Here is an 18,930-nt window from a genome sequence, read left to right as displayed (position 1 = left end):
CAATCACTCCTTTATTTTGCTAATAATAAATAGAAATTCTCTAGATTATTTTTTAGTTCTTGAATAAATCTAGCGGCTGGTGCCCCATCAATAGCTCTATGATCAAATGTTAATGAAATCATCATTGCTGGATACTCTACAAATTCACTTCCAACTTTTTTTACTCTATATTCTATAGATCCGACTCCTAAAATCCCTGTTTGTGGAGGATTTAAAACAGGTGTGAAGTTTTCTATCCCAAAGTTTCCTAGATTTGAGACCGTAAACGTTGCGTTTTGTAATTTTGATGGGTCAATATTTCCTTTTTGACAAGCAGTAGCAAGTTCTTTAGATGTTTGTGAAATTTCGTTAAGTGTCATATTGTTTGAATTAAATATTGTAGGCACCATTAAGCCTTTATCTGTATCACATGCAAAGCCTAAATGTACATTAGTAAATATTTTTATTTCTTCCTCATTTATCATATGAGCGTTTAAGTTTTCAAAATTATTTACCGTTCTAGATATGGCGTACATAACCATATCGTTTAATGTAATATTAGCTAGACTAAAATTATCAGTGCTACTTTTTATTATTTTTCTATATTCCATAATACTTGTTGCATCAAATGATGCACTTAAGGTTAACTGTGCTGTACTCTGTAGTGACTGCATCATGTTTTTTGCAATTAATTTTCTAATATTAGTAAGTTTCACTACTTTATACTCATCTTTATTAACTGATGTCTCCTGTTGCACAGTATTACCTATATCTTTAGTTAAAATTTTACCACCTAGTCCTGTAGCATTAATTAAAGAAGCATCTACATCTCCTGCTTCTAATCCAGCAGCCTTAGTCATAACTGGTCCATTCTCTAGTAATGAATAGATATCTCTTTCAATTATTCTACCTTCAGGACCAGTACCTACTGCATATTCTAAGTTTAAACCTTTTTTGCTTCCTAGGTTTTTTGCCCTAGGTGAAATTCTAGACACTCCATCTCTATTTGTTTGAACTAGCGTTACACTCTTTTGTGTATTTTCTGTTACAGTATCTTCTTGTTGCATTTCATTTTCATTCACTGATTTTTCTTCAAATATAATATTCTTAATATCTTCTCCTTTTTGTCCTATTATTCCTACAGGAGTAAGTACGTCACAAGCATCTCCTTCTTCGTACAATTTTTTTAATAGAATTCCTTCAAACTCAGACTCTACTTCCATAGAAGACTTATCCGTTTCTATAGAAAAAAGTATATCTCCAATCTTAACTTCTTCTCCAACTTCCACGTTCCAAGTACTAATTAAATTACTAGTTTCATTTAAACCAATTTGCGGCATTATAACTACATTTGCCATGTTATTCCCTCCTAATTAAAGTTATAATAATCTTCTTGCAGTATTTTCGTCAGTTACTAATACATTTATAGCTCCTGTATTTAAAACAGCTTGTATAGGCTTAACCTTTTCATCCCCTGTAGCAACAGCTACTACACAGGGAATTTCAGCTAAATCCTTTATATCTATGCCTAATACCCTATCGTTAACTGGGGTCTCACATACATTTCCATGCTTATCAATAAATCTTCCACATACTTCTCCTACAGCCCCATCTTGTTTTAGTAAACTAAGATCATTTTGATTCAAATAATCAGATAATGCTAAAGTTGATTTTTCACTTACTACACCAACCCCAACGATAGCTAGCGAACATTGTTTTTGTATTGCAAATATATTTGAAACATTCCCATCACTCATAATTGCTTGTTTAATCTCTACATTATCTACTATAGCCGGTGTAGGTAGTAGATGAATACTACCATGAAAAGAATTTGCAATAGTTCTTACAATAATATCTCCACTTACATCACTAGATCCTATATTACCTAATAACTGCACAATTCTTACCTCTTTATTAACTTCACGGATCCTGTTAGCTACCTTTTTTAAAGTTCTTCCCCAAGCGATTCCTATAATATCGTTCTTATTAACCTTTTCTTCAAGAAATTGTGCTACAGCACTAGTAACTTCAGAATAGACTACATCTTTTGATTTATCACGTGCTGAAATTATTACAGCTTCTTCTAAGTTATATCTTTCCTCTAATTCTCTTTCTAATTCCAGACAATTATCCTTAGGATATATAATATCTATTTTGACAATGCCTTTGTTTTTCGCCTCAGTTAAAAGTCTAGATACTTTCACTCTTGATATTTTAAGTTTATCTCCAATCTGTTGTTGGTTCATATTTTGGTTATAGTATAACTCTGCAACCTTTAATAATAGACTCTTAGAATAATCCATAGATATCCTCCTTCTATTCTTTATCCCGCATTAACAGGCACTAAAATTCCCTCTTCAAAATTAAAATTTAAAATGGAAAAAATCGCCTACTGAATAAAGTTTCACTTTATATTATTATAAATTATCTTGAACAAATGTACAAGTGCGAAATAATGTTTGTCGTATTCTAATTAAATCTTTGCTATAAAATAAGAAAGATGCATCTAAGCATCTTTCTTATGATTATTAATCTCATCACTGTCTACGGTTGATTAAAATATCTATTCACTGCTTGTACAACTCGTCTTGCAAATTCCTCTTGGTTTTCTTTATTGCTAATCTGCTTTGCTTCTTCTACGTTGCTCATAAAACCAGCCTCTATAAGTATACTTGGTACATTTGTACTACGCGTAATCCTTAAATCGTTATCTATTATTGCTCTTTCTCTACTACCGTGTAGCGGTTGCATATATCCTATATCCTCTAACTCAGTGAATAAAATTTCAGCAAATTCTTGACTTCTAATGGAAATCTCATGTGGTGATTTGTCTATCACTTTATAATTATCTTGACCGCTAATTACTTTCCTTGTTTCACTATTGTCTTGAAAAAAAACATTACTTCTCCCTCCTATTATTTCTTCTTTCAAGAATTTATACTCTTTATTTTTATATAATACATACACATCATCCATATCTAAATTAGGCCTATAACTACTGTAATATAGGCTAAATCCTGTAACTGATTTATCTGATATAGAATCATGATGTACACTCATTAACAGATCAGGCATTAATTCATTAGCAATTTCGCATCTTTGTCCTAATGATACGTGCTCGTCTTCAATATTTAAATCTCTAGTTACAGCTACTGTGTATCCCTCCTCCTCTAAATACTTCGAAATTAATAGAGATAAACTATTGTTTAATGTCACTTCTCTTCCACCTGTTGATATTTTAGCGCCTTTTAGATTATCTTCAGCTCCACCGTGACCGGAATCAATCATAATTGTAATATTTTTAGTTTGACCACCATTGATTAATTCTAATATAAATATAAAAAATATAATGCTAATTATAATACTCACTACTATTTTCAGATTTCTTTTTCTCTTTTTAGTTTTTCTTTTCATATGTCGACATTCACCTTCTTATGAGACGTTTTACTCTCTTTTTAATAATAATAGCACATATATTTCTACATATTCTTAATATATTCTTAATATATTCTTATATTTAACCTTAGATTTAGTTGTCTTTAAATCATAAAAACATTATTATATTTAATAATCACAATGGTACAATGTATATAAAGGAAGTGATCGATATGAATAAAATGTTTTTTATTAAAAATAGAGCGAGCATTTATTCTATGCTAAAAAATAATAGCATAATTATTTTATTTTCTGGCAAAGCACCTCATAAATCTAATGATGCCTATTATAATTTTGAAGTTAATAAGAATTTTTATTATCTTACTGGTATTCAAAAAGAAAATATAACTTTTATGGCTATAAACTTTGAAGGCAAAGTAGAAGAGTTTTTATTTGTCGAAAAGCCTGATCCTATTTTAGCAAAATGGGTGGGAGAATCCATTTCTGTAGACGAAGCTACAGAAATTTCTGGAATAGAAATGATACTATATCAAAATGACTTCAAATCTAAACTTGTTCGATGTTTGAGTTCTAGTAACAAACCCATAACATATGTATACTTCGATCTAAGTAAATACGCTTGGGATGATCCTGATACTATGCCCATCGCTTTTTCTAGAGAGATTATAAATAAATATCCCCAATTAGATATTGCTGATATTTCTAAGGAATTTGTAAAATTACGTAGTATTAAAAGTACAGAAGAAGTGGCTCGAATTATAAAGGCTATAAATATTACTAATGAAGGTATAGAAAACTTAATGAAAAATAGTAAGCCTGGTATGCGAGAGTGTGAATTAGAAGCGTATTTTGATTTTACTCTAAAATCAAAAGGTGTTCAACATGCTTTTCAAACAATTGCTGCTTCTGGAATTAATGGTACCATACTTCACTATATAGATAATAAAAGAGTCTTAAAGGAACATGATTTGATCTTATTTGATCTCGGGGCTAGTGTTGATAATTATTGTTCTGATATCTCAAGAACATTTCCAGTAAACGGTAAGTTTACTAATAGGCAAAAAGAAGTATACAATGTGGTATTATCTTGTATGAAAGAAGTCATTAACCATATGCAACCAGGAGCATCTATGACAGCTATTAATAAATTAGCAAGAAACCTTTTAGCTCAAGGTTGTATCAGTATAGGTCTTATCAAATCTTTAGAAGAAATAGACAATTACTATTATCACAGCATCGGGCACTCTCTTGGTCTAGATACTCATGATATTGGAGATAGAGACGTGATATTACAACCTGGTATGGTTTATACCTGCGAACCTGGTTTGTATATTCAAGAAGAGTCAATTGGAATTAGGATAGAAGATGATATTTTAATTACTGAAGAAGGAAACATCAACCTTTCTAATCATATTATAAAAGAAGTAGATGCCATTGAATCATTTATGTCGAGTATTAGTAATTAACTGAGTAGAACATAGATAATATGCGAGAATATTATCTATGTTCTATTTCAAATTTCCTACAACTACTCTATCATGTCTCCCTAAGTCTTTAATAATTTGAATATTATCATATCCACCAGCTCTTAATAATTTAGAGACTTCTTGCCCTTGATTATATCCTATTTCAAAACCAATTAACCCGTCTTTCACAAGGAAGTTTTTAGCATCTCTAATTATTCTTCTATAAAACAATAGTCCGTCTTTCCCTCCATCAAGGGCACCTCGTGGTTCATACGTTTTAACTTCTGTTTGTAAACATTCAATATCATGTGACGGTATATATGGTGGATTAGAAACAATAATATCAAATTTTTGATTCTCGATTTCTTTGAAGCAGTCACTAAGCACGAACTTAACTTTACTTGAAATTTTTAATTTCTCTGCGTTAATTTTTGCAACCCTTAGCGCATTTTCTGATATATCAACTAAAGTCAAAGTACAGTCATGTATATTTTTTCCAATTGAAAGTGCTATGGCACCACTTCCAGTTCCAATGTCTAGTATATTTAAAATTTTGTCGCTCATATTTTTACAATAATCTATCACGTATTCTACTAATTTCTCTGTATCTGGCCTTGGAATAAGGACATGATTATTTATCAAGAAATTTAAACCCATAAATTCTTGATGCCCAATAATGTATGCTATGGGCTCTCCTTGTAGCCTTCTAAACATCATTTCTTTATACTTTAATACTTCTTTATCTTCAAGTAGTACGTCGCTATGGATAATAAAATAAGAGCGTTCTACATTCAATAGGTGTCCTAACATGACTTCAGCATCTAATCTTGGTGAAGCATTATTGTTCTCTCTTAATAGTTTCGTGCTATTAATTAATAATTCAGATATTGTAATCATTATAACTCCTTATATAGTAGTAAAGATCAGCTGCTAGGCAGCTGATCTACTATTGTTCGTCTTTGATTCCATATTTCTTTTTAAATCTATCTACTCTACCGCCTGTATCAATTAATTTTTGTTTTCCAGTAAAGAAAGGATGACAAGCAGAACATATCTCAACTTTTAATTCTTCTTTAATAGAACCAGTTTCAAAAGTATTTCCACAAGCACATTTTACTATAGATTTTTTGTAATTTGGATGAATACCTTCCTTCATTACAATCACCTCTTTTCCTAACGAAATTATATAAATAATATACATAGTTTACACTCATGATATTTTATCATGATATTTCTTATATAGCAAATATTTTTAGAAATTATATTTTGAAATAAAGAAGTTAATAAAATCCTTATTACTCTTTGTTCTTGATAATATATCGATTATTTTCTCTGTTACATCTGCATTTGATGAGTTGCTATACATCTTTCTAATTCCAAAAACAAGTTTTAATTCCATTTCAGTTAATAGTTTATCTTCTCTTCTAGTTCCTGATTTATATATATCTATTGCAGGAAATATCCTCTTTTCTGCTAAACTACGATCTAAGTGTAATTCCATATTTCCTGTACCTTTAAATTCTTCAAAGATAACATCGTCCATACGACTCCCAGTATCTATTAGTGCTGTAGCTAATATAGTTAAACTACCACCTTCTTCAATGTTTCGTGCTGCTCCAAAGAATTTTTTAGGTAAATATAATGCTTCTGGATCTAACCCACCTGAAAGAGTTCTACCTGAAGGAGGAACTACTAGATTATTTCCTCTTGTGAACCTAGTTATACTATCTACTAGGATAACTACATCCTTACCTTGTTCTACAAGTCTTTTACCTCTTTCTAAAACAACTTCTGCTACTTTAATATGATTTGATGGTAATTGATCAAATGTAGAATATACAACGTCACCTTTAATCGATCGTATCATATCAGTAACTTCTTCTGGTCTTTCATCAACTAACAAAACAATAAGCTCTATTTCTGGATGGTTCTTTGTAATAGAGTCAGCAATCTGTTTTAATAGTATAGTCTTCCCAGCCTTAGGTGCTGCGACTATTATACCCCTTTGTCCCTTTCCAACAGGTGCAAATAAATCAATGATTCTAGTCGAATATATCTTTCCACTTGTCTCCAATCTAATCTTTTCCTCTGGAAATATTGGTGTAAGCTTTTCAAAATTTGGTCTGTTTACTACTTTTTCTGGTGCGTCACCATTTACTGTTTCTACGTATAGCAATGCATCAAATTTTTCGCCCTCGTTTGGTATTCTTATTTTACCGTAGATTTTGTCTCCTCTACGCAATTTAAATCTCCTTATTTGTGATGGAGATACATATATGTCATTCTCACCTGTTAAATAATTATTCGTTCTAAGAAATCCAAATCCGTCAGGGTTTATATCTAGTATTCCCCCTTGAGATTTACTATACTTTGTCATATCCTTTTTGTCTGGATTACTCATTAAATTTTCTTCTTCTTTAAGTATTTGGCTTGTTTTTTTCCCATTTACATTTTCTACAAAAAGCATGGCAAAATATTTTTCGCCTTCTTTAGGACTACGTACTTTTCCTTTTATTTCATTGCCCGATTCAAGCTTAAATTTTTGGATTTGAGAAGCAGAAACATATACATATTCTTCTGGGGTTGCCATTTCATCATTTTTGACAAAACCAAACCCTTCAGGAAGTATCTGAAGCGTACCTTGTAAATCGAAAGCATCTTGAATATTGTCTTTTAGTTTAGAGTATTTTATATTCTCTTTAGTAGTAGTCTTAACGGGAATTGAGATTTTACTGTCGGTTTCATTTTGATCTTTATTACTAATATTACTTAGTTCTTCTTTTGTTGCCATTTGTATCTGCACAATTAATTCGTGCTTTTTATATTTTGTAATACTATGGATGCCTAACTCCTTAGCTTTTTCTCTTAATTGCAGTATAGTTAATTTTTCTAGATTATCTTTGTTCAATTAAACACCTCCGGTATTATGTACGACAGATTATTAGTAGATATTTAGAAGAAAATTAGGATTTGAAAATATAATGAATAGCGACTTCGATCGTTTTTCAATATGATAGAAATGCATTGAAGTGTACTAAATCAAATTATCTTATCATAAAATAATATATACAAATATAATGTCCAAAATTAATGAATATTAAACAGAATCGTTCGAGATTACAAACATATTTTAATTAGCTTGTCTATATAATAATATATCAAATAAATTTCTGTTGTCAATGATTGTTTGAAAATATTATTATTTCTGTTTCTCTTAATATCTTATCCACAAGCATATTATCTAGGTAATCAACACATTGTTAGCAACTTTAGTATATAGTATCTATTATATACACAATATAATGTTTTTTTCATCACTATATCTATTTTTACGGACTTTTATCCACATTGTCCACAGTAAATCGTCCACTTATCCACATTATCCCCCGTTTAATAGTGTATAACGTTGATAACTTAAAGAAAAATATCTCAGAAATAGAGATATTTTTTCATTATTTAAACTATTATTAAGCTTTATTGCTGATTTTCTTAATGTTTTTTATGAAATCTCTAAACAAGGGATGGGCCTTATTAGGTCGTGATTTAAATTCTGGATGAGCTTGTGTAGCTACAAACCAAGGGTGATTCTTTATCTCTATCATTTCTACTAGCATCCTATCTGGAGAAATACCACTTATAATCATACCCTTTTCTTCTAAGGCTTCTCTGTATGCATTGTTTACTTCATAACGATGACGATGCCGCTCATCTACTAATTCACTTCCATAAGCTTCCATAGCCTTTGTTTTTTCTTTAATTTTACAAGGATATAAGCCTAATCTCATAGTCCCACCTTTATCGTCAATATCCTTTTGCTCTTGCATAATATCAATTACAGGGTATGGTGTATTTGCATCTAATTCTGAACTATGCGCACCTTTTAAACCAACTACATTCCTTGCAAACTCAATTACAGCAATTTGTAATCCCAAACACAATCCAAAATAAGGTATATTATTAACTCTTGCATATTTAGCTGCTAGTATTTTACCTTCTACGCCTCTATGTCCAAATCCGCCAGGCACAATAATACCGCTTACATCTTCAAATGTTGATTTTACATTTTCTTCTGTTATATCTTCAGAATGCACCCATTTTATCTCTACTTCACAGTCATTTTCAATTCCACCGTGTTTTAGTGCTTCGACAACAGATAAGTATGCATCGTGTAGCTCAACGTACTTTCCTACTAATGCTACTCTTACTTTAGAGTTTAAATTTTTACATTTTTTCACCATAGAAATCCAGTCAGATGAATCAACTTTATTACATTGAATAGATAGCTTTTCACATACTAAGTTTGCTAATCCTTCTTTTTCTAATAATAAGGGTACCTCATAGAGTTCAGAAGCATCTGTATTTTGAATAACGGCATTTGACTCTATATTGCAAAACAAACTAATTTTCTCTTTAATATCATCATTAACTTCTTTTTCTGATCTTAAAATAATAATATCTGGTTGTATTCCTAAACCTGTTAACTCTTTTACACTATGTTGTGTTGGTTTAGTCTTTAACTCTCCAGCCATATTCAAAAACGGTAGTAATGTTACATGAATAAACAATACACGCTTATGTCCTAAATCATTTTGTAATTGCCTAATGGCCTCTAAGAAAGGTAAACTTTCTATATCGCCAACTGTTCCACCAATTTCGGTTATTACAACATCTGGAGATGACTCTTGTCCAACTTTTAATATATTTTCTTTAATTTCATTAGTAATGTGCGGTATAACTTGGACCGTTCCTCCTAAGTAGTCACCTTTTCTCTCTTTAGAAATTACTGACCAGTATACCTTACCTGTAGTTACGTTACTCCACTTTGATAAATTTACGTCTATAAATCTTTCGTAATGCCCCAGATCTAAATCGGTTTCGGCTCCGTCGTCAGTTACAAAAACCTCTCCATGTTGGTAAGGACTCATTGTTCCTGGATCATAATTTATATAGGGATCAAATTTTTGAATAGATACTTTTAATCCTCTATCTTTTAACAGTCTTCCTAATGATGCTGCTGTAATTCCTTTTCCTAAAGATGATACAACTCCACCAGTTACAAATATATATTTAGTACTCATAAAAAACCTCCATACGTAGTTGACCTTAACTTATTCATTTTAAAGATTAATAATAATAATGTCAATTAATTATATAGTTAAATGAGTCATCAATCAATGATTTCATGCTATTTCTTTATTATAACTAAGGATGAGATAACCATCCTTAGTTATAATAAAAGTTTGCATGACTAAACTCTAACTTATTAAGTTAGAGTTTAGTGGTATTACACATTAAATTTTTGATCTCATGTATGATACAGTTATTTTTACTTTCTTGCTATAGCTTTCTTTGAAGCTTCTATAATCTCTTTGTACGTTAAACCGTATTTCTCTAATAATTCATCTGGCTTTCCAGATTCACCAAAAGTATCTTGTACACCAACTTTTTCTAGTGGCGCAAATGTATCCTTCACTAAAACATCAGCTACTGCACTTCCTAGACCACCTATAATGCTATGTTCTTCTGCTGTTACTATTGCACCGGTCTCTTTTGCAGCTTTAATCACTGCTTGTTCATCTATTGGTTTAATAGTACTCATATTGATAACTCTTGCACTAATTCCTTCACTTTTCAGCTCTTCACTTGCTTTAAGCGCTTGTGCTACCATAATACCCATAGCTATAATAGTCACATCTTTACCATCTTGTAGTTCTACAGATTTACCTATCTCAAATTCATAATCTTCACTTAATATAATTGGCAAGTTTGGTCTACCTAGTCTTATATAGACTGGTCCATTATATTCAACAATAGTATTAATCATTTTTTCAGTTTCAACAGCATCTGCAGGACATAATACTATCATATTTGGAAGAGAACGCATTATAGCAACATCTTCAATAGATTGATGAGTCGCACCATCTTCTCCAACTGTTAATCCAGCATGTGTTACTGCAACTTTTACATTTAATTTAGGGTAACAAATTGAGTTTCTTATTATTTCAAAAGCTCTACCTGCCCCAAATACTGCAAAAGTTGATGCAAATGCTATTTTGCCAGAAGCAGCAAGTCCTGCTGCTATACCAAGCATATTTTGTTCTGCTATACCACAATTAAAATGTCTCTCAGGTTCAGCTTTGCAGAACGTTGCAGTATTTGTAGATTTAGATAAATCTGCATCTAATACAACGATATTTTTATTTGTCTTTCCTAGTTTTGCAAGTGCATTTCCATAGGCTACTCTAGTAGCTACTTGATTACTCATAGTGTACCTCCTAACTCAGCTAATGCCTGTTTTGTTTGTTCTTCATTTGGCGCTGATCCATGCCAACCCACTTGATCTTCCATAAATGATACACCTTTACCTTTAATCGTCTTACAAATTAAAACATTTGGTTTTCCTTTTACTATATTACTTAAACCTTCTCTTATTTCATCAAAATCATGTCCATTAGAAATACTAATTACATTCCAGTTAAATGCCTCAAATTTTGCATCTATAGGATCAGATCCCATAACATCACAACATCTACCATCTATCTGTAGTCCATTATAATCCACAAATGCTACTAAGTTATCTAAATTATAATGACTTGCCGACATTGCTGCTTCCCAAATTATACCTTCCTGTAATTCTCCATCACCTAATAAGGCATAAACTTTTGAGTCTTTTTTATCTAATTTTCCTGCCATCGCCATTCCAACTGCTGCTGATAGCCCTTGTCCTAATGAGCCTGTGGACATATCTACACCAGGAGTATGTTTCATATCAGGATGACCTTGTAGCTTGCTATTAATCATTCTAAAGGTAAGTAGCTCTGATTTATCGAAATATCCTCTTTCTGCTAAAGTTGCATATAATAATGGTGAGGCATGTCCTTTTGATAATACAAACCTATCACTTTTTGGATCTTTAGGGTTCTTAGGATCAACCTTCATTACCTCAAAATATAATAATGTTAGAATCTCCACACCTGATAATGAACCTCCTGGGTGCCCTGAAGCAGCATTTGATATTTGCTTAATAATGCCTTGTCTAATGTTAGTAGCTATAACTTTTAAATCTACCATTCATTTACCTCCTTATTTTTTATCTATATTTTTAAAACCTTCGCCCAAAACTTCATGGACATCGGCTAATATAACAAATGCATTTGGATCTACTGATCTAACCATCTCTTTAAGATCATAAACTTGTGATCTATTAACCACGCATAATAGTACATCTTTATTGTTCTTAGTATACATACCTTTCCCACTTAGTGTAGTAACACCTCTGTCTAGCTCATTTATTATTTTATCAGCCATTTGGGATGAATAATCAGAGATGATATAGAATGCTTTTGCGTAGCTAATGCCCTCTAGTATCAGATCTATTAATCTCATAGTAATGTATATTGTAAGTATAGAATAAAGAGTTACCTCTATATTCCTAAATGAGATACCTGCTATCAATACTACGATTGAATCCAAAATTAGCAGCCAAGTAGACACAGGGATTCCTCTAAAGTAATGGTGTAAAATAGCTGCTAATAAATCTGTTCCACCAGTGGTACCACCAAATCTGAAAATAAACCCAATACCAATACCCAATAAGATACCTCCAAAAACTGACGCTAAGAAATAATCATTCGTTAATGGTGGAGTTCGTATAATAAAATCAATACAGATAGAAAAAAATATTGTCCCATAGAAACTTTTTAATCCAAATTTTGCTCCTAACAATTTAATTGATACAGAAAATAATGGTATGGTCAAAATTAATGTCACTATACCTATAGGAAAACCTGTAAAATGGTACAAAACCGTAGCTAGACCACTAAAACCACCAGGCGCAATTTTGCTGGGCACAAAAAATGAATTAAAGCTAAGAGCCATAATCATACATCCAATTGATATTCCCAGATAATCTAAAAGTAACTTGCTTTTTTTAATATCAGTATTCTTCATTAATTGCTCCTATCTTCAATCCGCCGCTATTTAAACATAAACAAAAATGCTAGATGTTTATAGCTTTTGTTTTGGATAAGTCCTTCTTTGCTTTTGGCTGTAAACTAAAGCTCCAATCCTGCATCTAGCTTCTCGCTTCTCGCATCCTAATTGCATTCAATCTGCTGCAGATCTCACCTCAACAGCTTCGCTGTCTCGGTCGTTGGCACTTGCTCCCTTGAGAAGTGAGAAGTGAGAAGTGAGAAGTGAGATGTTGGAGGCAGAAGGCTTGCTGTTTTTCGCTTACGAAAAACTTTTCTTCTTTTGGCGAAAGCCAAAAAGTTCTAATCCTGCGTCCAGTTTCCTACCTCTTGCTCCCTAATTGCATCCAATCTGCTGCAGATCTCACCTCAACAGCTTTGCTGTCTCGGTCGTTGGCACTTGCTCATAGAATTCACTTCCTTTTCTCGTGCAAGCACGGAAAATGATTTGAATTCTGCGAGCCAATCTGCTGATGCGAATATTATACCACATCATTTATAGTGGTAAATAGCTTTACATTATGTAAACGTGCTCAATATTTGAATTCTTTTAATATAATAATATATTTGAGGGTCTTTTAAGTTTGCTATTTATGAAATTAGCACCCCTACGAATTGGGGTGCTAATTTCATATTTAAAAATTTGCCATTCCAAAGCTAATTTGAAGTGCTTCATTTACTTGATTCATTACGTCTTCATTCAAATGGCCTATTTTTTCTCTTAATCTTTTCTTGTCAATGGTCCTTATCTGTTCTAATAATACAACTGAATCTTTACTCAAGCCGAAATCTGTAGCATTTATTTCAATATGCGTTGGCAATTTTGATTTATTTATCTGTGATGTTATAGCAGATATTATTATCGTCGGACTATACTTATTGCCTACATTATTCTGAAGAACGAGGACGGGTCTAATGCCTCCTTGTTCAGAACCAACTACTGGGCTTAAATCTGCATAATACACGTCTCCACGCTTGACATTCACCCTATTCACTCTCCGATTTAATATTATAAAGTCCTAATTTTCATTAGCTCATTAAAACTAAATATGCATTGGAGGTAATTATAAACTATTTCATCTATTTTTCTTGTATTGTGAGAGATTTCATCTTATAATTTAGCTTATAATCCAAAACACTTAGTACTCATAATATTTTATAATTATTTTTATGATTTCGTTACCAAAAATAACAAGAAAAATGAAGGGAATGAATATGTAATTTTCTCTCATTTGTATTATTGTCACTCTATAAGAAAATTATCCAATTTAATTAAAATATTTTTCCAATAATATAATTTAAGTACTCTTTCTTTCGTCATACATGTTACTTCATAATTTATAGTCCCCATTTTTTGGGCAATTTCTTCAATGGGAAGATTTTCTCCATAAAGTAAAACCTCGTCGCCGATTTTGACATCTTTAATATGCGTTACATCGATCATACATTGATCCATGCATATTGTGCCTACAACATTTGCTCTTTGGCCTCTTAATATAACTTCACCTTTATTAGATAATAGTCTACTGTATCCGTCCGCATATCCAACAGCTAATGTAGCGATAACCCTTTCATTGTTAGCTACATATTTTCTCCCATATCCTACGCTTTCATTTGTATGAATTGTATTTAGATTAGATATTCTAGTTTTAAAGTTTTTTACCGGTTTTAGGTCTATATTATTTTTTTGTACCTCTTGAGAAGGATATAGTCCATATAGTATAATTCCTGGGCGAACACAGTTATAGTGGCTAGTTGGTAAATCTATAATCCCCGCACTATTTGAAAAATGCTTTAATGGAATCTCTATTCCTCTTTTTTTCAACTCCCTAATTACTTCTTCGAAAACTTCTATTTGCCCATAACTATAACTCTTATCTAATGCATCCGATATAGCGAAATGACTATATATACCCTCAATGTTTATATTATCTAACTTGTTTATAGTTTCTACAGCACTGATTGTTTCTTTAAATCCTCTAAATCCAAGTCTACCCATACCCGTATCTAATTTAATGTGAATCTTTTGGTTTTTATTTGTTTTATCGGATAATTTTTTTGCAAATTCTATAGTATAAACAGTAGGTGTTAAATCCCATTTTATTAAGTTTGATATTTCCTCTAATGGTATATATCCTAAAACAAGAATAGGGCAGGTTATTCCTGCCTTACGTAATTGAATCCCTTCGTCTACTATAGCAACTGCAAATCTATTTGCACCTATATCCATAAGTGCTCTCGCACATTGTATTGCTCCATGTCCATATGCATCAGCCTTAACTACAGGCATTAATTCAACTTGCTGTCCAACATGATTCTTTATAGCAGTATAGTTATCTATCAATTTATCTAAATCTATCTCACACCATGTAGGTCTCACTTAACGTTCCTCCAACAATATATTATAATTTCCTCATACTACCTATTTCTATGTTTGATAGTATACTCTCAACAATAAAACTTGAGTTCTTTGCGGCTAACTCTAAAAATTCATTATAATTTACTTCTACTTCCTCATCTGCTTTATCAGATATAGCTCTAATAATTAGGAACGGGATATTATTCAAGTGACAAACGTGGGCTATTGCTCCACCTTCCATTTCTACACAAAAACCTTCAAATTGTTCATACAACAAAGTTTTAGTATCGCCACATCCTATAGCCTGATCTCCAGTTACTATTCTTCCTTTCAATATTTTCTGATCAGACAGTGTAATATCATCGATAAACCCTAACAACTTCTCATCACCTAAAAAAACACTTTTGTCCATGCCTGGAATTATTCCTCTTGGATCTCCAAAAACTGATGCATCAATATCGTGTTGCAATGTATCTGTAGATACCACTATATCCCCAACGTTTAAATCTGGGTGCAATGCGCCTGCTACTCCTGTATTAATTATTAACTCTACATTGTAAATATCAACTAAAATTTGTGTGCACATTGCTGCATTAACTTTCCCTATTCCTGATCTAACCAACACCACTTCTTTGTCATTAAGTTTTCCAACATAAAACTCAAGGCTAGATTGATTTACGGTTTTCTCTATAATCATTTTTTCTTTTAGTAAAACAATCTCTTTTTCCATGGCACCTATAATTCCAATAATCATATATAACTCTCCTTTTCACTTTTATTTCTATACTGATAAAATTGATAAAATAAAAACTAAAAACGGAATTGTAAACATTGATAACAATGTAGTCATAAAAATTCCTTGCGACGCTATATCAGAATCGCATCCGTATTGACTTGAGATAATAGCACAATTTGCTGCTACAGGCATCCCACATATTATTACTGGTATTCCCAACAATAATGGATCCTGAACGAAGTTTCTTAAAACTAATAGAATAATCATTGGTATTATGATTAACCTTATTAAAGATATACCATATAATCTCCATTCTGTAAAAATCTTTTTTATATCTACATTTGTTAAAGATGCTCCTATAAAAATCATAGCCAGTGGCGTTGTCAAATTCCCTATCATTTCTACTGGTTGCAATATCATATTAGGAATTTTAATAGAAAATAAGAAAAAAATAAAACCTGTAAACACTGAAATTAAACTAGGGTTTATTAAAATTTTAAAGTTGAATTTTTTGAATTTACTTTGCATAAAATAAATTCCCACAGTAAAAACTAAAAAGTTGAATGGCAAATTAAATACTGATGCATAAAATATCGCTTCACTAGAGTAAATAGATAATAGCACAGGATACCCCATAAAAGCGACATTAGAAAATACTGACATGAATTTATATACTCCTTGATCTTCTTCCTTTTCTATCCTTAAGATCTTTGGTATTAGTAATGCAAATAGTAATGAAAATATGTACACACCTATTGATATTAAAAACATTGCTTTTAGATCATCTAACTTATTTGTAGAATATGGAATTTGCATTGAACTAATAATCATACAAGGAAATGTAATATCTAATAAAAACCTAGGTAAATTTTGTACTGTTTGTTCTCCTAATATTTCTTTTTTCCTACAATAATAACCAACTATTCCTACAATAAATAATGTAAGTATAGATGTAAATACTATTAATAAATCCATATATCGCTCCTCTTACTACTTTACGCTCTGATTACTCTATTATACAGTTTAAGTAATTTGATTACAATCCAACAAAGGATTAGTTTTTATACTTTCTCAGCACTTTTATTTATAAATTAAAGAAAATGACTTCTCTATTAATATTAGAAAAGTCATTTTCAAGAGTATATATCTATTGTTATTCTTACGTGTTGTCACAGTTGCAATTTAAAAAAACCTTTAGGTCTTGAGCATATAGGACATGCATCTGGAGCCTCTATACCTTCGTGGACATGACCACATTCCAAGCACACCCATTTCACTTTACCAGTTTGTCTAAAAATTTCATTATTCAACACTCTTTGAGCGTATTGGTTGAATCGTTCTTCATGTTTCTTCTCTACCTTTGATACTAATTCAAAGACAGTCGCTATCTGACTAAAACCTTCCTCTTCAGCTTCTTTAGCCCAAGCAGGATATAAAATAGCATGTTCTTCATGTTCTCCTCTTGCAGCAGCTTCAAGGTTTTCTAAAGTTGTACCTAGATCTACTGGAAATCCTACATCTGTTATTGCTACTTGTTCTCCTTTAAACTCTGTATTTAAGAATCTAAAAAATCTTTCTGCATGATATTTTTCATTGTGAGCTGTCTCATTAAAAACATTAGAAATCTGTATTTGTTTTTCTTGTTGTGCTTTTTCTGCGTAAAAAGTATACCTATTTCTAGCTTGAGATTCACCTGCAAAAGCTTTCATCAAGTTTTCTGCTGTTTTAGATCCTTTTAATCTATTTTCCATTGACATCACCTCTTTAGGATATTATGTCCTTGAAAAAAAAAAAATAACATAATACTTTTTTTATTTCACGATTTGATATAGAATATGAGTATAATGATTTTTTCTAATTTTTAGATTTATGTTTGTTCTTTTTTCTTTTTTATAATTATACTGCAGTGAAAATTAAATAATGAATACTATATATAGGAGATAACAGATGGATAAATATCATTTATACATATTATTAGTACGCACAAATACAGTCTTATCAAATTTAATACATTATATTAAAAAAGATCCCTATACTCATGCTGCTATAGCTTTAGATAGAAATTTGGATCAAATGTATAGTTTTGGTAGGAAGAAAGTCTATAATCCTTTTGTAGGATGCTTTAGAAAAGAAAGTATACATACTGGATTGTACAAAATCTACGATACATCACCATGTAAAATAATAGAAATTGAAGTCACTAAAGAACAGTACGAAAAAGCCTGTGCCCTTGTTGATCATTTTATAACTAACGACAAAATATATAAATACAATTACATGGGATTAATTTTTAACCTCTTAAACAAAGCTACCTTTAACAATCGTTTTTTATGTTCAGAATTTGTATACCATATATTAAAAGAAAGTGATATCATCGATTTTAATGTGCCTAAAAATCTTGTACGACCTATGAATTTTGCATCAATGCAAGGTAAGGTTATTTATAGAGGCGAAATTAATAATCTTGGTTATATTAATGTACCTACACCAGATACACAACAATTAAGTACTAATTAAAATTATATATACCCAAGATACCTGCTAATAAGCAGGTATACTGGGTGCACTTGAATAGACAGTAACGAATTTAATTGAGTATAAGTCTCCAATAAGTATATTACCTGTTTGCACCTCTTCCATCTGTACAAAATCTATTCCAACTTCTCTTAAAATTCCATCTCTATCGATAAACATACCTGTTCCAACAATGAAATCAATCCTAACATATTGACCAATAAATCTTCTTAAATATCCTTGTATATAGTTTGGTCCTAGAACTGGTGGTCCTGGCACTCTTGGTTCCATACCCATTGGTGGCATCGCTGGTTGCATTCCTGGTTGCATACCCATTGGCGGCATAGCTGGTTGCATACCTGGCTGCATCCCTGTTGGCGGCATAGCTGGTTGCATACTAAATGGTGGCATTCCACCTCCTCCTCCTGGAACAACTGCGTAATTATTCTCATAAGTTGAAAGTATCTTTGAACTATCTGGAATTATATTCTTTTTCATTTCTAAGCTCCT

Annotated in this window: 18 protein-coding genes; 2 read left to right on the top strand and 16 right to left on the bottom strand. The window is 31.5% G+C overall.

Annotation, left to right across the window (positions count from 1 at the left end; translation table 11 throughout):
• Positions 1–11 precede the first annotated feature (11 nt).
• The 3 genes from GC105_RS06325 to GC105_RS06315 all read right to left on the bottom strand — a co-directional run bounded on the left by GC105_RS06325 (position 12) and on the right by GC105_RS06315 (position 3,393).
• Positions 12–1,337, bottom strand: a complete 1,326-nt coding sequence (locus GC105_RS06325) for a dihydrolipoamide acetyltransferase family protein (protein WP_152802858.1) — start codon at positions 1,335–1,337, stop codon at positions 12–14.
• A gap of 21 nt (positions 1,338–1,358) precedes the next feature.
• Positions 1,359–2,282 carry a sugar-binding transcriptional regulator gene (locus GC105_RS06320; RefSeq protein WP_152802856.1) on the bottom strand — a complete coding sequence of 308 codons (924 nt, stop codon included), beginning with the start codon at positions 2,280–2,282 and terminating at the stop codon, positions 1,359–1,361.
• Between the two features lie 241 nt (positions 2,283–2,523).
• Entirely contained in the window at positions 2,524–3,393 is an 870-nt protein-coding gene (locus GC105_RS06315; protein ID WP_152802854.1) for an N-acetylmuramoyl-L-alanine amidase family protein, read from the bottom strand.
• Positions 3,394–3,587: 194 nt separating this feature from the next.
• On the opposite strand from GC105_RS06315, the gene GC105_RS06310 reads away from it, so the two are divergent.
• A complete protein-coding gene (locus GC105_RS06310; protein ID WP_152802852.1) occupies positions 3,588–4,841 on the top strand; it encodes an aminopeptidase P family protein in 1,254 nt (417 codons plus the stop codon).
• A 42-nt stretch (positions 4,842–4,883) separates the two neighbouring features.
• Here GC105_RS06310 and prmC read toward each other — a convergent pair whose 3' ends face one another.
• From prmC to rbr, 12 genes are all read right to left on the bottom strand, one after another.
• The gene (prmC, locus tag GC105_RS06305; protein ID WP_152802850.1) at positions 4,884–5,738 is read right to left on the bottom strand and encodes a peptide chain release factor N(5)-glutamine methyltransferase; all 855 of its coding nucleotides are present in this window, start codon (positions 5,736–5,738) and stop codon (positions 4,884–4,886) included.
• A 49-nt stretch (positions 5,739–5,787) separates the two neighbouring features.
• The gene (gene rpmE / locus GC105_RS06300; RefSeq protein ID WP_152802848.1) at positions 5,788–5,997 is read right to left on the bottom strand and encodes a 50S ribosomal protein L31; all 210 of its coding nucleotides are present in this window, start codon (positions 5,995–5,997) and stop codon (positions 5,788–5,790) included.
• A gap of 96 nt (positions 5,998–6,093) precedes the next feature.
• Positions 6,094–7,749, bottom strand: a complete 1,656-nt coding sequence (gene rho, locus GC105_RS06295) for a transcription termination factor Rho (RefSeq protein ID WP_152802846.1) — start codon at positions 7,747–7,749, stop codon at positions 6,094–6,096.
• Between the two features lie 559 nt (positions 7,750–8,308).
• Entirely contained in the window at positions 8,309–9,919 is a 1,611-nt protein-coding gene (pyrG, locus tag GC105_RS06290) for a CTP synthase (protein WP_152802844.1), read from the bottom strand.
• 248 nt (positions 9,920–10,167) lie between these two features.
• Positions 10,168–11,106 carry a transketolase family protein gene (locus GC105_RS06285; RefSeq protein ID WP_152802842.1) on the bottom strand — a complete coding sequence of 313 codons (939 nt, stop codon included), beginning with the start codon at positions 11,104–11,106 and terminating at the stop codon, positions 10,168–10,170.
• A complete protein-coding gene (locus GC105_RS06280; RefSeq protein ID WP_152802840.1) occupies positions 11,103–11,912 on the bottom strand; it encodes a transketolase in 810 nt (269 codons plus the stop codon). The genes GC105_RS06285 and GC105_RS06280 overlap by 4 nt, the downstream gene beginning before the upstream one ends.
• A gap of 12 nt (positions 11,913–11,924) precedes the next feature.
• Positions 11,925–12,791, bottom strand: a complete 867-nt coding sequence (locus tag GC105_RS06275) for a YitT family protein (RefSeq protein WP_152802838.1) — start codon at positions 12,789–12,791, stop codon at positions 11,925–11,927.
• A gap of 655 nt (positions 12,792–13,446) precedes the next feature.
• Positions 13,447–13,806 (bottom strand): type II toxin-antitoxin system PemK/MazF family toxin, encoded by a 360-nt coding sequence (locus GC105_RS06270; RefSeq protein WP_484476966.1) that lies wholly within the window; start codon positions 13,804–13,806, stop codon positions 13,447–13,449.
• A 248-nt stretch (positions 13,807–14,054) separates the two neighbouring features.
• On the bottom strand, positions 14,055–15,191 hold the full coding sequence (alr, locus tag GC105_RS06265) for an alanine racemase (RefSeq protein WP_343029969.1): 1,137 nt from the start codon (positions 15,189–15,191) through the stop codon (positions 14,055–14,057).
• Between the two features lie 22 nt (positions 15,192–15,213).
• Positions 15,214–15,924 carry a 5'-methylthioadenosine/adenosylhomocysteine nucleosidase gene (locus GC105_RS06260; protein ID WP_152802836.1) on the bottom strand — a complete coding sequence of 237 codons (711 nt, stop codon included), beginning with the start codon at positions 15,922–15,924 and terminating at the stop codon, positions 15,214–15,216.
• A 27-nt stretch (positions 15,925–15,951) separates the two neighbouring features.
• Positions 15,952–16,881: an AEC family transporter gene (locus tag GC105_RS06255; RefSeq protein ID WP_152802835.1), complete on the bottom strand. Its 930-nt coding sequence runs from the start codon at positions 16,879–16,881 to the stop codon at positions 15,952–15,954.
• A gap of 194 nt (positions 16,882–17,075) precedes the next feature.
• Positions 17,076–17,657, bottom strand: a complete 582-nt coding sequence (rbr, locus tag GC105_RS06250; RefSeq protein ID WP_152802833.1) for a rubrerythrin — start codon at positions 17,655–17,657, stop codon at positions 17,076–17,078.
• A 196-nt stretch (positions 17,658–17,853) separates the two neighbouring features.
• Here rbr and GC105_RS06245 point away from each other — a divergent pair, with 196 nt between their 5' ends.
• The gene (locus GC105_RS06245) at positions 17,854–18,423 is read left to right on the top strand and encodes a hypothetical protein (protein WP_152802831.1); all 570 of its coding nucleotides are present in this window, start codon (positions 17,854–17,856) and stop codon (positions 18,421–18,423) included.
• Positions 18,424–18,447: 24 nt separating this feature from the next.
• Here the strand turns inward: GC105_RS06245 and GC105_RS06240 are convergent, their stop codons facing one another.
• Positions 18,448–18,918 carry a hypothetical protein gene (locus tag GC105_RS06240; RefSeq protein ID WP_152802829.1) on the bottom strand — a complete coding sequence of 157 codons (471 nt, stop codon included), beginning with the start codon at positions 18,916–18,918 and terminating at the stop codon, positions 18,448–18,450.
• Between the last annotated feature and the right edge of the window lie 12 nt (positions 18,919–18,930).

Origin of the sequence: Alkalibaculum sporogenes, assembly GCF_009362815.1 — a bacterium.
Taxonomy (GTDB): Bacteria; Bacillota; Clostridia; order Eubacteriales; family Alkalibacteraceae; genus Alkalibaculum_A; species Alkalibaculum_A sporogenes.
This window is presented reverse-complemented; position numbering and strand designations above follow the sequence as displayed.